The 15,802-nt window shown below is 43.9% G+C and carries 11 protein-coding genes; 1 reads left to right on the top strand and 10 read right to left on the bottom strand.

Going from position 1 to position 15,802, the window contains the following annotated elements; translation table 11 throughout:
• Position 1 precedes the first annotated feature (1 nt).
• The 8 genes from Q4549_RS15250 to pilM form a co-directional block, all read right to left on the bottom strand.
• On the bottom strand, positions 2–1,468 hold the full coding sequence (locus tag Q4549_RS15250) for an AAA family ATPase (protein WP_303553386.1): 1,467 nt from the start codon (positions 1,466–1,468) through the stop codon (positions 2–4).
• Positions 1,469–1,478: 10 nt separating this feature from the next.
• Positions 1,479–2,555, bottom strand: coding sequence for a 3-dehydroquinate synthase (gene aroB / locus Q4549_RS15255; RefSeq protein ID WP_303553385.1), 1,077 nt, complete (start codon positions 2,553–2,555; stop codon positions 1,479–1,481).
• 7 nt (positions 2,556–2,562) lie between these two features.
• Entirely contained in the window at positions 2,563–3,078 is a 516-nt protein-coding gene (gene aroK, locus Q4549_RS15260; RefSeq protein WP_137673876.1) for a shikimate kinase AroK, read from the bottom strand.
• Positions 3,079–3,247: 169 nt separating this feature from the next.
• Complete coding sequence (gene pilQ / locus Q4549_RS15265) at positions 3,248–5,320, bottom strand: type IV pilus secretin PilQ family protein (RefSeq protein ID WP_303553384.1); 2,073 nt, start codon at positions 5,318–5,320, stop codon at positions 3,248–3,250.
• Between the two features lie 10 nt (positions 5,321–5,330).
• Positions 5,331–5,858 (bottom strand): pilus assembly protein PilP, encoded by a 528-nt coding sequence (locus tag Q4549_RS15270; RefSeq protein ID WP_137673874.1) that lies wholly within the window; start codon positions 5,856–5,858, stop codon positions 5,331–5,333.
• Entirely contained in the window at positions 5,855–6,451 is a 597-nt protein-coding gene (locus tag Q4549_RS15275; protein WP_137673873.1) for a type 4a pilus biogenesis protein PilO, read from the bottom strand. The genes Q4549_RS15270 and Q4549_RS15275 overlap by 4 nt, the downstream gene beginning before the upstream one ends.
• Positions 6,451–7,026: a PilN domain-containing protein gene (locus Q4549_RS15280; protein ID WP_137673872.1), complete on the bottom strand. Its 576-nt coding sequence runs from the start codon at positions 7,024–7,026 to the stop codon at positions 6,451–6,453. The genes Q4549_RS15275 and Q4549_RS15280 overlap by 1 nt, the downstream gene beginning before the upstream one ends.
• Positions 7,019–8,095, bottom strand: coding sequence for a type IV pilus assembly protein PilM (pilM, locus tag Q4549_RS15285; RefSeq protein WP_137673871.1), 1,077 nt, complete (start codon positions 8,093–8,095; stop codon positions 7,019–7,021). The genes Q4549_RS15280 and pilM overlap by 8 nt, the downstream gene beginning before the upstream one ends.
• 159 nt (positions 8,096–8,254) lie before the next feature.
• On the opposite strand from pilM, the gene Q4549_RS15290 reads away from it, so the two are divergent.
• Positions 8,255–10,831, top strand: a complete 2,577-nt coding sequence (locus tag Q4549_RS15290) for a penicillin-binding protein 1A (RefSeq protein ID WP_303553383.1) — start codon at positions 8,255–8,257, stop codon at positions 10,829–10,831.
• On the opposite strand, the gene oxyR is transcribed toward Q4549_RS15290, so the two are convergent.
• Entirely contained in the window at positions 10,828–11,718 is an 891-nt protein-coding gene (oxyR, locus tag Q4549_RS15295; protein ID WP_137673869.1) for a DNA-binding transcriptional regulator OxyR, read from the bottom strand. The genes Q4549_RS15290 and oxyR overlap by 4 nt on opposite strands.
• Positions 11,719–11,933: 215 nt before the next feature.
• On the bottom strand, positions 11,934–15,272 hold the full coding sequence (locus Q4549_RS15300; protein ID WP_303553382.1) for an esterase: 3,339 nt from the start codon (positions 15,270–15,272) through the stop codon (positions 11,934–11,936).
• Positions 15,273–15,802 lie beyond the last annotated feature (530 nt).

A 15,802-nucleotide genomic window follows, 5' to 3' on the forward strand; every position in this document is an offset into this window, starting at 1 on the left:
TCTATTGCGTCAATTCAAACTGTACCTGTTTAAATTGCTTAATCAATGAATCTAGATTTTGCTGTTTTAAACTTGTGCGAGCGGCTTGGGCTTCTTCGCGAGTAGCAAAGTCACCGTAAATAATTTTATAGGGTACATTGGGGTTAGCACTTGAGCGATAAACCCAAACGTCATGTGACCATTGGCGTGCAGAGACAAACTGTTGGGCTTTCTCGCGGTTATTCAGCGCCATTAGCTGTAAGGTGTAATGCTTACTTGGCTTAGCTTCTAACAGGGATTTCACATCCGTAACTTTAATTGCTACGTCACTGTTTTCTATCGTTTCAAGGCTTGGGCTAAGGGCCTCCTCAGGCATCTCTGCAAGTAAGTTGTCGTTATCTTTAATCTCTGTCACTTGGCCGGTGTCAGCTTTAGGCTCGTTTTGCTCAGCCAATAGTTTATTAACTACGTCGTCTTCAACAACCACTCGTAGCTCATCGCTACTGCTTTGCGAACTAATATCAAGTTCTTCCGGTAAATCTTGAGACGGGAGCTCTGCGGTCTCAACTTGACTCCCGAGTAGGTTTGAACTGCTCGACGTTGTATCTGCAGCACTTTGGCTTGGTGAACTACCGTTAGCTAACGCAGGCTCTTCCATCAAGGCGAGTGCGATACGGCTGTCGTTATTGTCGCCATCGCCGCCCCAGTCGTTAATAACTTGTACCAGCAAACCGGCGACAGCTGCACATAACACCACTGCGATAACCAAATAGAGCTTGTTACGATTAGGACTACTTGCTTCTGACATGGGAATATCTCCGGTAACGATTTGATCGACAAATTGATAAATTAGACGAGGATTTCCTTTCGCCGAGGCTATATGTTGTTCAATGGCTTGTTGATTTTCAAACTCAGCCACATAGTCTGCCCGATTAAACAGTAGTGAAGCGAGTTCAAATGCTTCACTTTCGTTTAACGGAGAGACATCAAAATACAGTACGTCATTACTTAGCGCATCCAATTGCGCATTAAACTCTGTGCCGCCTTCTGCAAACAACAGCAGCGACATATCGTGATGATAAAGTTGATTGTAGTGTTGATAAAACTCGACTAACTCTTTGAGTATATCGGCGCTCAAGTGCTGTGCATTGTCCACTATCACAACCAAGGGCGCAGCGCTTTCTTTTACATTACGCTGGAAGCTATCAAATAGCGGATCGTCTTGATTAAAGAGAGGGTCTTTGAGTAACTGTTGAAGCAAATCCCGACGCAGTCGGCCGCCTTCATCGGCAGCAGCGGTAACAAAAGCATGATTAGCAAAAGGGGCGCGCTCTAGTACCGAAGTTGCAAGGGATGACTTTCCTGAGCCAGCCTCACCCGTTACACAAATGAATTTAGCACTAAAGCGAATTTGGGTGATAAGTCTATCGCGCAAACGTAATTGACTTTGCAATTGCGCAAACTCGGCATCGCGCCGCACTTCCACCATTCAAATTGCCTTATTGAAATCGACTGATAACTGTTTTTATATCACTTTCAGTAATTGTATCAACTACTTCTGCTGTACCAATAGAGCTAGGTAGTACTAAACGTAGTTTTCCGTCTAATACTTTCTTGTCACGCATCATATGGGGAATAAACTGCGCTAAGCCCATGTTCTGCGGTGGTACAATTGGTAAACCCGTTCGTTCAATCAGCTTACGCATACGCTCAACAAGCGTTTTATCGATCATACCGGCCAGTTCAGCTGTTTCTGCGGCCATTACCATGCCAGCACCTACAGCTTCGCCATGTAACCAAACACCATAACCTTGTTCAGCTTCAATAGCGTGACCAAAAGTATGCCCAAGGTTTAGGAGCGCTCGAATACCTTGCTCTGTCTCATCTTTAGCAACAACTTCGGCTTTAATTTCACAACAACGAGCTATAGCACGCGTCATTAAAGCAGGGTCTAAGTTCATAAGTTGATCAAGATTATCTTCAAGCCAACTGAAGAAATCAGCATCATAAATAATGCCATACTTAATCACTTCAGCCATGCCTGCTGCTAACTCACGCTTATCCAAGGTGGCTAAGCAATTGATATCGATAATCACCGCTTTAGGTTGGTAAAATGCACCAATCATGTTTTTACCCAGCGGATGGTTTACCGCTGTTTTCCCCCCCACTGAAGAGTCAACCTGTGACAACAAGGTCGTAGGTACTTGTATAAAGGGTACCGCTCGTTGATAACACGCAGCAGCAAAACCTGCCATGTCACCAATCACTCCACCGCCAAGCGCCACAATAGTGGTATCTCGGCTGTGTTGCTGAGCTAACAACGCTGAAAAGATTTGATTTAGCGTGTCTAAGTTTTTGTATTGCTCACCGTCTGGCAAGCTCACTACATCTACGGTGTAGCCGCTTAAACAAGCCAGTAGTTGCTCTAAATATAGTGGTGCTACCGTAGTATTAGTGACAACCATAACCTTTTTACTGGAGATGGCTGAACTAAATAAATCAGCTTGGTTTAATAAACCTTGGCCAATAGTAATGGGGTAACTACGCTCACCAAGAGCAACCGTCAAACATTCCATTGTTATTTTAGAATCCTAATAATTCGATGATTTGATTGGCCACTGCTTTGGCACTTTGATCGTCTGTTTTAACGGTGTAATCGGCCACATCGGTGTACATGGGATTACGCTCACCCGCTAAATTTTCCAATACCTCTCTAGGTTCATCAGTTTGAAGTAATGGGCGACGTTTATCACGTTGAGTACGCGCAAACTGCTTATCGATAGTGGTTTCTAAGTAAACTACGATACCGCGCGCAGAAAGATGATTGCGGTTTTCTTTACTAATAACAGAACCACCACCCGTTGCTAACACGATGCCTTGTTCTTGAGATAGGTCGTCAATAACGCCTTCTTCACGAACTCTAAAACCGGCCTCGCCTTCTACGTCAAACACCCAAGCGATATCGGCACCGGTGCGGCGTTCAATTTCTTGGTCTGTGTCGTAAAATTGCAAGTGTAATTGCTGTGCTAAATGACGCCCGATTGTGCTTTTCCCAGCACCCATTGGTCCTACAAGGAAGATATTTCGTTTCTCAGCCATGCTTCTTCAAATTTGTCTTTGTCTATTTCTCCCGGCAATGCGGGCACGTGATGTTCAAACCTTAGTAAAAAGATCAGGGCGGGATTATCTCAGTATGGAGGGGACTTTGGCAACCGCAAAATCACTCTCAAATCGAATGACTCGACCTGAGAGTGACTAAAAGGCTTGTTTATAAGGCGTCTAGCAAGATTTTAGGCGTTACAAATATCAGTAACTCATTCTTGTTAACACTCTCAGTAGTCGTGCGGAACAAGTAACCTAAGCCTGGGACATCACCCAAAATAGGTACTTTTTTCACTCGATTAACATTTTGCTGTTGGTAGATACCACCTAGTACGATGGTTTCACCATTTTTAACCAGTACCTGAGTACCAATCTCTTGCTTGTTAATCGCAACTGCAGGGCCCGTTGGTGTGAGTACCGCTTCACCTTCTGAATCTTGAGTAATAACTAAGTCAAGAATCACATTACCGTCAGGCGTGATTTGTGGCGTTACACGTAAGCTTAATACCGCTTTCTTGAAGGTAACCGAGGTAGCACCACTAGAAGCATTTTCTACATAAGGGATTTCACGACCCTGTTCAATGTACGCAGCTTTTTGGTTAGCAGTAGTAATGCGTGGACTTGCAATCACTTCACCTTTGTTTTCTTGCTCTAAAGCTGAAAGCTCTAAGTCAAGAATTTGGCCGTTGGCTAACTTGGCCACTTGGAAGGCGATTGAACCAGCAGGGTCTGCCACCGGTAAATTCACATTCAAACGGTCATCCAAGTCTGGGATGTTACCGGCGAGCACATCGTCAGCGCCTTCTAGAGTACCTGACGTAATACCTGTGCCACTGCCAGCGGAACCAGAACTCGTGACACCCCAGCGAATACCTAACTCTTCACTAACATCGTCACTTACCGTCACCATGCGCGCTTCAATCACGACTTGCTTAACCGCAATATCCAGTTTTTCAACCATCGCTTTGATGTTATTTAGTGATTCTTCAGTATCCTTAATCAACAAGGTATTAGTACGATCATCAACCGCTACCGAGCCGCGCTCTGACAGCATTGAGGTCTGCTCGCTTTTCAGCAAGGCTGATAAGTCTGCTGCTTTAGCATAGTTAACTTGAATATACTCTGAGTAAAGCGGCGCTAGATCAGCTACTTGTTGAGCACTTTCTAACTGTTGACGTTCCTGCTCAGCAAGTTCAGCGGCTGGCGCAATCAACAATACATTGTTATCTAAACGCTTATCTAAGCCTTTCACTTTCAAAATAATGTCTAGTGCTTGCTCCCAAGGCACATCGTCCATACGCAAGGTAATGTTACCGCGTACCGAATCAGTGGTAACCAAGTTAAGCTTGTTAAAGTCAGCAATTAGCTGCAGCACCGTACGCACAGGGATATCTTGGAAGTTCAGAGAAATAGGCTTACCCTGATACTCAACCTTGGCACCTTCTTCAGGTTCAAGCTGCTTAACTTCAACTAAAAACAATTCGCCTGATTGGTCATAACGGTAATCAAAGTCACCATCAATGGCGATTTTAAGCTGTACCTTAGCATCATGTTTAAACACTTCTACACTTTCGACTGGTGTAGCAAAATCGTTCACGTCCATGACATAAACATTTTCTTCAGCAATATCGGTATTGTAAAAATCAACAATTAGGCTGTTGTCTCGGCGCTTAATATCGGCAGCGATTGAACTGTTATTCAAATCGATCATCACCTGACCTGAACCACCTTTACCACGGCGGAAGTCTATCCCCTCAACGGTATTAATGGTGGCATGCTCAACACGGCTAGCATTTTCAAAAGCATCATCAACAGAGCTTTGCGCGTTCGCTGCCGCAATTGGCAGCGCACCAAGTTTAATTAATACCCTTTGTGAATCTTTGCTTACCTGGTAAGGCACCAATCGCTCTAAGGCTAGTACCAGTTGCAAACCTGACTCAGTTTGCAAACTTTGAACTTGCTTAACGCCACCACCTTCAATGGGTAGAGGGTTAATTTTTAATGCAGAGCTAGCGTTAGCAACATCAATAACCAACTGATTAGGCGAATATTCGAGGTGGTCGTTTACATTCTCGATAGGCTTATCGAAAAGTAACTCTATTTCCACCGCTCCTTTCACCATTGGGTTAGTGTTTAGTTGAATTAACTGAGCATTTGCCCAAGCTTGTGTTATGCAACAAAACACACCAGCCAGCAGCAAGCCGCTTTTGTATACTCCTTGCAGCATCTTTCCCTTCATGCCTATTTCCCTATTGATCAACTTTCGAGAGCGAAAGCTGAGTAGTTCTTTCGTTCCAACAGCCTTCGCCGTCTGAAACAACTTCTTGAATATCCAAACCTACATCGCTTACCTTCACAATCATGCCGTGATGTAAGCCTAAATAGTAACCTTCTTTAACACGATACAGCTCGCCACCAGGTGCCTCAACTAAGGCCCATAGGCTTGGTCCATCACCCAAAATCCCACGCATAGTGAGACTGGATAAAGAGAACTGTTCAAGCGATTGCTTTTGACGCGTGATGCTTGGTGTAACAGTACACTCTTTCTCTGTGTTTAAGGTGGTATCAGCAAGTTCAGCCCTTGGGCTAGTGAACGGATTTCGTCGTTCAGTCGCTTGATAAGCTAAATGCTCAAAAGGTTTAATTTCTGGAACATCTTCCTTAACCGGTACTTTTCGTGCCTTCACTTCCATTACATATTGTTGCAAGTCATCTTGAGACGCCTCACAACCCACTAATGCAAGCAGGGTCAATCCAATAGCTATAGCTCTCATCATTTCCCCTTCGGCGCTGGTTTTTCTTTGTAGCGGTAAGTTTTGGCTAACATCGCCATACTTAATGTTCCGCCATCACCTTGTTTTTTCATGGTGATGTTATCCAAAATAACAATCCGGGGAAGCGCTGCAACAGCGCTGACAAAAGCACCTAATTGATGGTAAGTACCACTCACTTCCAGCTTAATCGGTAGCTCAGTAGAAAACTCATGTTCTACTTCTGGCTCCCAATTAATGCGACGAAACTCTAGGCCATTATCAATACCAATAAAGCTAAGTTCATCCAGCAAACCGGGAATCTCATGTTTCTCTGGAAGCTGTTTAAGCAAAGATGAAAATGCCACGCGCATTTCTTCTACTTGCTTTTGGTAAATGGGTAAGTTGCCAGCAATAGCCGCTTTAACTTCAAACTTTGAGCGTAAGTCTTGCTCTTTAGCTTCAAGTTTCACCAACTCTTTTTGCTCGTCTGCAATTTGGTAATAGTAAAAGCCTGCAGAAAGCAAACCACACACCACCAAGCCGAAAACAATTTTTGCAACTTTAGGCCAGGTACCAATGCTCTCTAAATCGAGTTCATTTAACTGCTGTAAATCCATTACTTAGCCTCCTTTTTTTCTTCAGGAACACCAAGTTTTACTGCAAAATTAAGTTGGAACTTACTGAGTTCCATATCCGCTTGTTTACCTGGTAAAGCAACAATAGAACGAATACTAGGGCTACCTAGCCACACTTTTTGCTCAATATTGCGCATCAAGCTAGCCACTCGGTAGTTCGCCTCACTCTTACCATCTAAATTAATTGCAGAATCTCTAAAGGCTAAGCTATCCAAATAGATGCCAGTAGGGGCAATTAACGGGAGGTTATTAAAGATTCTAGTTGGAACGTTGCGGCTTTCTTGCAAGGTTTGAATCAATGCAATCCGCTCTTTCAAACTTTTCTTCTGTTCTTTAATTTTGCGAATTTCGCCAATTTGATGATCAAGAATGGCAATTTCTTTTTCAAGAAACTGATTTCGCGCAGTTTGTTTGTCTTGAAGGTTAGTGTAGTAACCTTGCACGCCCAGTAACGCTACCAGCGTAATAGCTGCTGCTGATGCTAAGCCAATCCAAAATTCACGCTTTTGTTTAGTTTTAACCTCATCGCGCCAAGGAAGTAAGTTAATGTTAGACATTATCAAAACTCCTTAAAGCTAGACCCAGCGCAACCATATATTTACCGCCTTCTTGACGAAGTTTTTCGCGGTCAACCGAACGGTCAAACTGACAATCATTAAACGGAGCAGCTTTAATTACTGGCACCTCTAGATCACTTTGCATCTGAAACATCAGTTCATCTGACAAAGCACTACCACCACTAACTGCGATAGCGTCTAAAGATTTATAACCACTGGAGCTTAAAAACAACGACACCTGACGGCGTACATTTTGAATAATACCGCTAACAAACTGAGCAAATACGTCTATTTCGTAGTTTTCCGGTAAGCGACCGCTTACTTTCATCTCTTTCGCTTCTTCTAAGCTAAGACTATAGAAACTCGCAATTTGTTGGGTATATTGAGCGCCACCAAAGTTTTGTGCTCGGTTATATACCACTTCACCTTTATCCAAAATGGCAAAGTTTAACGTGGTTTCGCCGATATCAACTAAACCGATAATTTTGCTTTCATCAAACTCTTCGTCTTGCTGGTTAAGCACGTAGTTCCAAGCACGCCCTAAAGCGTGTGATTCAACATCTACAATTTTGGTTTCAAAATCAGCATTGGTTAGCACTTCAGCACGGATGCTTACAGCTTCAGTGCGCGCAGCACTTAACAACACATTATTTCGATTAGGCTCACTCTCGTTAATACCTAACACTTCAAAATCAAGACTAATTTCATCAATTGGAAATGGAATAGAGTTTTCAGCCTCAAGCTCTACTTGAGTCTCTAACTCTAATTCTGACAAACTACTGTCCATGTAAATTACTTTAGTAATTACATGGCTACCTGCTACAGCTGTCGCCACCTGGCGACTACGCGATGGAAGTTTTCGCTTCAATTCGCGTAATGATTCAGTAATCTCTTCCGGAGAAACAACTTGGTTATCGACTAACGCGCCTGTTGGTGTATCTACTTCGGCCACAGACTCAACTTTCAACCCTTTTGAGGATTTTGAAAGCAATAAGCCCTTAATTGTGGCAGATCCAAAGTCGATACCTAACAAAGCAGTCGATGATTTTTTACCTATCCCTAGTACCATGACTCGCCAACTATCTTTTTAAATTTAAACAGTTACCTGTGATTGCAGAATAACGGGTTATTGATTTAGGTGCTAATAGTTATTAAGAAAGTTGTCGAAACAGGTCACAATTTGACGATATAATCGGCGATTCTTTAGATACAGAGTGCAAAATTCGGAATGAAATGGCTTAAAAGACTGTTATTTTTGATTTTCTTAGGGTTTAGCCTTGGGCTAGCAGCAGTCACTGCATTATATTTTTATTTTGCACCTCAGTTGCCCGACGTGACAACTTTACGAGATGTGCAACTACAAACACCCATGCGAGTATTTAGTGCGGATGGCGAGTTAATCTCCCAATTTGGAGAGAAACGCCGCATACCCTTACAAATTGATGAGGTTCCCGAACAAATGCTGCAAGCATTTTTGGCTACCGAAGATGCCCGCTTCTATTCACATCCAGGTATCGACCCAATTGGTATTACTCGGGCTGCAGTAAACTTGATAGCTACCGGCGAAAAAAGCCAAGGCGCAAGTACTATTACTCAACAAGTAGCTCGTAACTTTTTCTTAACTCGGGAAAAAACTTACATCCGTAAGATCAAGGAGATCTTTTTAGCGATTAAGATTGAACAGGAATTATCGAAAGATGAAATTCTTGCTTTATATCTCAATAAAATCCCCTTGGGCTATCGCTCATTTGGTGTCGGCGCCGCTGCACAAGTATATTACGGAAAAACAGTCGACCAGCTTACACTGCCGCAAATAGCGGTTATTGCGGGTTTGCCCAAGGCTCCTTCTGCGTTAAACCCTATTCGCTCTCCAGAACGTGCCCGTGACCGTCGCCGTGTAGTTTTGGGCCGTATGTTAGAAACCGGCTATATTGATCAAGCAAGCTTCGATGAAGCTAATCAAGCACCGATTACTGCGACTTATCATGGCGCTGAAATCAGCCTCGCTGCGCCTTATTTGGCCGAGATGGTTCGTCAGCAAATTCTCGAGCAATTTGGCGAAGATGCGTACACGACAGGCATGGATGTGTATACCACCGTGACTGCCAAACGACAAAATGCCGCAACCGACGCGTTACGAACAAACCTTAAAAGTTATGATCAACGCCATGGTTTTCGCGGCGCGATTAAACAGCTATGGAAAGACCAAGAACCAGCGTTAAGCCAGGAAGACATAAACAAACAACTCGCCAGTTTACCTAATTACGGCGTACTACGTGCTGCAGCAGTAATATCGACTACTGACAACAGCGCAAATATTCTAGTTAAAGGTGGAAAGCTTGGTGTAATCGCCTGGGATGATATGAAATGGGCACGTCGGTTTATTACTGATACTCGCCAAGGTCCTGCGCCTAAGTTAGCCGGTGAGATACTATCTGCCGGTGATGTAGTATGGGTAGAAGCAATCGCCGATAACCTAGATACCGCAGGCAAAGAAGCTAGTGACAGCAGTGAGCCTGAGAACCAACCTCTAGCAAGCAGCTACTCGCTTTCTCAGCTTCCGGATGCTGGCGCTGCACTAATTGCTATTTCTCCATTAGACGGAGCTGTAGAGGCCTTAGTGGGTGGATTTAGCTTTAATCAAAGCAAATTTAACCGAGTTACTCAGGCCAGCCGTCAAGTAGGCTCAAATATAAAACCATTTTTGTACTCGGCAGCCTTTGAGCAGGGTATGACCTTAGCCACATTGGAGAACGATGCGCCTATTAACCGTTGGGATAAGGCAATGGGAGTGGCTTGGCGCCCGAAAAACTCCCCGCCTGTTTATGATGGCCCTATCCGTCTGCGAGTGGCTTTAGCTCAGTCTAAAAACGTTGTTTCAGTACGTTTAATGCGAGATTTAGGTATAGATGCCGTTATTAAACATTTAGCCAAGTTTGGCTTCCCAGCAAACGAGCTACCGCGCAACGAGTCTCTCTCTTTAGGCTCAGCATCGTTAACGCCCATGCAAGTTGCCAGTGCCTATGGTTCTTTTGCCAATGGCGGATATTTAGTGAGTCCTTATTTCATTGACCGTATAGAAGATGGCGAAGGCAATATCATCTTCCAGCAATTGCCAAAAGTAGCCTGTGATTCATGTTTTGAAACCATTGAGCACGCCCCTAGTTTGGACAAGTTACTCAATGTTAAAGGTAATCCTTTAAAACAATGTGATATTTCATTTGCTCAAGAAGATGATTTGGCACCAAGAATTATTAGTGCTGAAAATGCGTTTTTGGTCTCGCAAGCGATGAACAGTGCCGTTTGGGGCGGTGGTAGTTGGGCACATAAAACAGGTTGGAATGGTACCGGGTGGCGAGCAGCGAAAGAGCTTAAACGTCGAGACATAGCCGGTAAAACGGGTACAACAAACGATGCCAAAGACGCTTGGTTCTCAGGTTTCTCTCCCGACCTAGTGGTGACATCTTGGATTGGTTTTGATGACTTTAACCGCGAGTTAGGCGAGGCATCGTACAATGCTAATTTAGACAAAAACCAAGTTACCGGCAAAGAGTTCGGCGCAAGAACTGCTCAACCAGCCTGGATCGATTTTATGAAAGTAGGTTTAGAAGGCGTGCCAGAACAAGCCTTCACACCACCTAAAAACGTAAGTACGGTAAGGATTGATCGCACCACCGGTTTGTTGACCAAATCGAGCGATCACACAACTCGCTTTGAGTACTTCGAGAACGGTACCGAACCCAAAGAATATGTAAAACCATCTTCAGGTTCAGTATTTGATAGTGAAGAAGAAGAGTTGTTCTAAGCTAACTCTGTATGAGATTGAATCAGTTTAGCTAACTGATTAAAGCATGGTCGTCGAACCGAGTTGTTTCTATAAAGTAGACTTATTCGGCGACTAGGCTCTGGGGAGCTAAAGTGGCGATAACAAATGCCATTTTGTTCTTCAGTATCTGGTATCGCGAGTTGAGGTAATAAGGTTATGCCCATTCCGGCCGCAACCATATGCCGTAAGGTTTCTAAGCTGGTTGCTTTAAAACTGGTATCTTCTTTGGCACCAGCTGCAAAACAGTAACCCATCGCTTGGTCACGCAAACAGTGGCCATCTTCTAACATTAATACTTGCTCACCACTCAGTTCAGAGAGTTGAACTTCCTGCTGATTCTGCCATTTATGATTGCTTGGCATTGCCAACATTAAGGGTTCATCAAATAAATCAATTGAGCCAAAACGCTCCATGTCTGGTAAATAAGCCAGCAGCAGACAATCAAGCTCGCCCTCTTCTAACCTTTGTAATAAAACATGAGTTTGTTCCTCATAAAGAAACAACTCCATCTCACTAAACTCTTCACGAATATGTGGCACGATTTTGGGTAACAAATAAGGCGCAACAGTAGGAATCAAACCCACATGCAGCGGCCCAGCCATAGGTGCCTGGAAGCTTTTTGCCATGTCCTTCAAGCCTTTAACTTCAAGTAGAATGGTACGCGCCTTAGCTGCAAGCTCATCGCCAGCATGGGTGAAAATCACCTTCCGCGATGTTCGCTCAATCAGCAGTAATCCGAGTTCTTCTTCTAACTTAGCAATTTGGCCGCTTAAGGTGGGTTGGCTAACAAAACACTTTTCTGCCGCTTTGCGGAAGTGTTTTAGCTCTTGTAGTGCAACCAAGTATTCTAGATCTCTTAAATTCATTTAATTCTCATTTTCAACTTTGCTGAACACTAGCGCAGTGCTGCAATAGCTAATCATTTTTCCTTAGCTTACCATCATTAGTTGTCGGTTCATCAAATATGCTTCTTCAGTTAGGGAGTGACTAGCAGCTAAGTGAAGATTCAAGCCAGAAAGGCAGGTATTGCTAAATGGGAAAAACAGCCAGTAGCAAAGCAACTGGCTGTTTAACTAGTAGGCTATTTAACCGCTGCTTGGATTCGAATAGCTGCAATATCGAGCAAGTTAATAGAAGCATCTTTGGTATCAGTAAAAGTGCTATTGGCAGCCAAATAACTCATATTGTAAAAATCGTACAAAGCCAGTGAGTAGCTGCCAATGGCTAACTCAGCCTGCAGCGGTGTAGAGTATACCAGTGGCTTAGTATTAGCCTGAGTACGCGCATGTGGCATTTGAATTGGCCCTTCTGCCACTACATCACCACTGCTATTTTTAACCGCCATCCATTTCACGGCGTTAGTTACCCCTAAATTAATCGCATTATGGTCATTATGGTATTTAAGTTGAATGTTATAGCTGCCGTTGGCGCTAATTTGTAAATTGCTCACACTTAAACTATCGCCTTGGTTACCCCATTGCTTTAAGTAAGCTTGAGCAATCACCGCATCGGCAGGGCTTGCCGCAACGTTACTACTTACCCGAGAATCACTCACCAGTATTTCTTGGCCCGATGAATAACACTGCGGCACACTGTGATGCGACACATTGTCTGAGGTGCTAAATACTGCTTCTACGCTATAACAAGCAGCAACGCCTGCTTCGGGGGCAATGTTGTCTAGATAAACGCCTAAGGCTTGTTGAGTGGCAATTTGATCACCATTACGGTAGATGCGATAACTTACTGGTTCGTTGTTTTGAGTATCACTTATCTCTAGCGCTAGCTTGCCTGCCTCTAAAAATACTCGTTCGATCACTGGAGAGAATGGAGCAAACACTTGTGGGTCCTGGCTAGCTAGAGCCTCAGATGTTACCTGAGAAATATCATTAGCTCCTGCTACCAAATCTCCTAGTGTAATCACTATGCTATTACTGTCTGCCAATGCCGACCAGGCGATTGAAGAAGCAATGCTTGTTCCATTTAAGCTGACACTTTGAACAGGATAATAGCCAGGCTCGACACTCTCTGCGGGCAATTCGATTTGTACATCAATATTATGACCACGCAGGGTAAGCCCTTGTAAACTAATAGTGCTGTTATTGGCAAACAGGGTACGGCGTAATTTGCTGGTGATAAACGGATTGAGATTTATGCCGCTCTCTTCCGTTTGCACGCCAAACACACCATCAATCACCATGCCTACATGGGCCCCCACAGACCATAGCTGGCGAGTCGAATTAATCACCGGCCCAGATAATCCCGGATTATCGATATCCAATAAATTAGGTTTAAGGCTTAACCATTCTAGGTTTTCCATATTCGACAGATTCAGCGATGCAGCCCGAATCAGGGTATCAAAGGCAGCATCGGCCACCGCGACATTATTGGTGCTTATCGCCGCTTTCAACCCATAAGCAGTCACAAATGGCCAAACTGCACGATTGTGGTAAACAGCAATTCCCGGTTGCTGAGGGAAAATTACCGGCGCACCTAAGTCACCATGTGGATAATTGGCCACAACACTCGCCGCTCGCGAGCTATCAGCAATACCACTTACCACCGCTAAAGCTTGGCCTAACCAATCAAACTTGTATAAGGCTGCGCCATCTTGATGACCAGCAATAATGCTACTGTACAAACCTTTATCGGCTAACCAAAACTCTTGGTTAATAGCATCTTTAAGGTCACTTGCCCAACCCAGATACTTAGCTGACGCAACACTGTCTCCCAACTCTTGGGCTAACGATGCAGCCAGCTGAATTGCTTGGTGGTGCAGTACATTAGTTGATAAGGCTTTGCTGCTGCCTAGGCTAGCAATGTCGTTAACAATCCAGCTGGCGTAGCTTTGTTCACGCCAATCAAGAAACGACTGTTCGCCTCTATATAAGCCGTCTTGCGTGTCAAACGCAGCAACACGGTCATTCTCTAAGGTATTTACTAATGCAGGGTAAGCTTGGTTCACAAAAGCTGTTCGGTCATTGCCACTCAAATTATGCAGTAGCTTTTCGGCCCCCATTGCCCAAGTAACACGGTCGGTACTGATTGGCCAACTTCCGCCCGTGCCAGTATCTTGTACAATCTGTGAGCCGTCGTCAGACCCTTTTGCATAAGCGGGTTTAGTTTGCCCTTCACGGTATGGTGACAGCTTAAATTCTAATGAGTTTTTAACACGCAGAGGATCAATCATTGCCAAGCCCAAGTGAGCAGCGTAAGACAGATCTCTGGTCCACACGTAGTGCCATTTAGCTCCCGTTTCAAAACAATCACATGGAATAGCTTCACCCCCGTTGTAATTGTCATCAACAATCTCGCTTACGCTGTTTTGCACCGTTTCATTTAGGGCCAGCGCAAACAAGCCGTCAAAGGCAATGTTTCCGGTACGTACCTTAGCCTGGCCAGCTAGCTCTTGGTAAAGTACGTAGTTATTGCCGGGGTCCCGTAAATCTTGAGTCGTTGATTGGGCATATTCGCGTAGTTCTGCCGCTGCCGTTTTAACTGAAAACGTCGCTTTGCTAACATCGTCATCAATGGTATTCGGGTAATTCAACTCAAGGGTGAGCTCATGATCTAAATGGGGATCGATGGTTACATCACCGCTACCATCGGTTTCAGTAACACTAAAGACCAGTGCAGAAGGTTGACTAGCATCGATAGTAAACTGGTAAAAAGCCGTTTCTGTAACAAAAAAACTACTGTTCGGGCCACTTTCCTCCAAGGTGTACTCTTTATCTAGCTCTGCCACCACCGGATTATCGGCATCCAACACCCACTCGCTCGACCAATCAGCATAAGCCAATTTAAACTCATGGTTACCGGGGGCGATTTGCTTAGTTAGCTGATATTGGTTATCACCTAAATACTTCAACTCATCATCACTGGTCCAGCCATTAAAGCCGCCGCGAATATAAAGTTTTTGAGCTAATGGAGGAATATCTTCCTTGTAACTAAATACCGGAGAAGAGAGATCCTCGCCTACCGTTAACACAAAATCATAGACACCTGCATTTTCTAACACCAAAGACATGTTCGCAGCTGCTTCGCCAGTGGCTAGAGGGTAATCGGTGTTAGGGCTGAGCTGAGTTAGCTCATCAATATTTGCTGTAAAGGTTGTCTCTAAGGTCCAGTTTTCATCGGCTACCTTAAACTCATGAACGCCTGCGGTAAATTCAGTGTTGTCTAAGTGATAATTTTCGCCATTAAAGCTCAGCTTAAACTTCTCTTCGGCAGACCAACCGCTAAAGCTACCTTTCAAAAATAAAGGAACTTGATAAGGAGCAACACTGACACAAGCAGTACCCTCGGCATTTTGTTCTAAGGGCGGAGCGCAATTTAACGATGAATCATCAGATAAACAGCCGTTCAGCAATATAATTGAGCTAAGGCCAATAAAACCTCTGCTCACTGTAATTTTTGTTAGCATTTGTTATTCCCACTATAACGATTATTCAGTACTTTGCTCTGCGTTTACAGCCGCCAAGAAATCCTTAATAACTGCAAATTTGTTATCTTTTTAGTGCGAGGCAAAGGTACACCTAAGGCATTAACACCTTATTGATAAGTATATATTTAGTGGTTGTATGGTAAGTGAAGTCCATCACGCTTCATTGCTGACTAAAAAGTCACTACTGATTTTGTGAGGCAAGGCCTTAACTGTTAAAAATCAACAGGGCTAAATTTTTATACCTAAACCAAATCTGTTGCTGAATAGTAATTGGTAGCCGAAATAGTAAAATCAATAGCGCGATTCAATGCAAAGTGCGATGGTGGAAATTTTGTGGCCATAGTTTTGAAGAATAAAAGCGCGCCTTCAAGATCATGAGTATTAAGGCGAAAATGCACTTTACGTAAGTCAGAATGGCGTTCAATTAACTTGCTAAGTATTCAATTTAATTATGCGGTACTTCATTAACTTGGCTTGTTCAGACTTAAAGCCGAGCAAGCAGTAGCTGC

The sequence above is a fragment of the Agarivorans sp. 2_MG-2023 genome (assembly GCF_030548085.1).
GTDB lineage: Bacteria > Pseudomonadota > Gammaproteobacteria > Enterobacterales > Celerinatantimonadaceae > Agarivorans.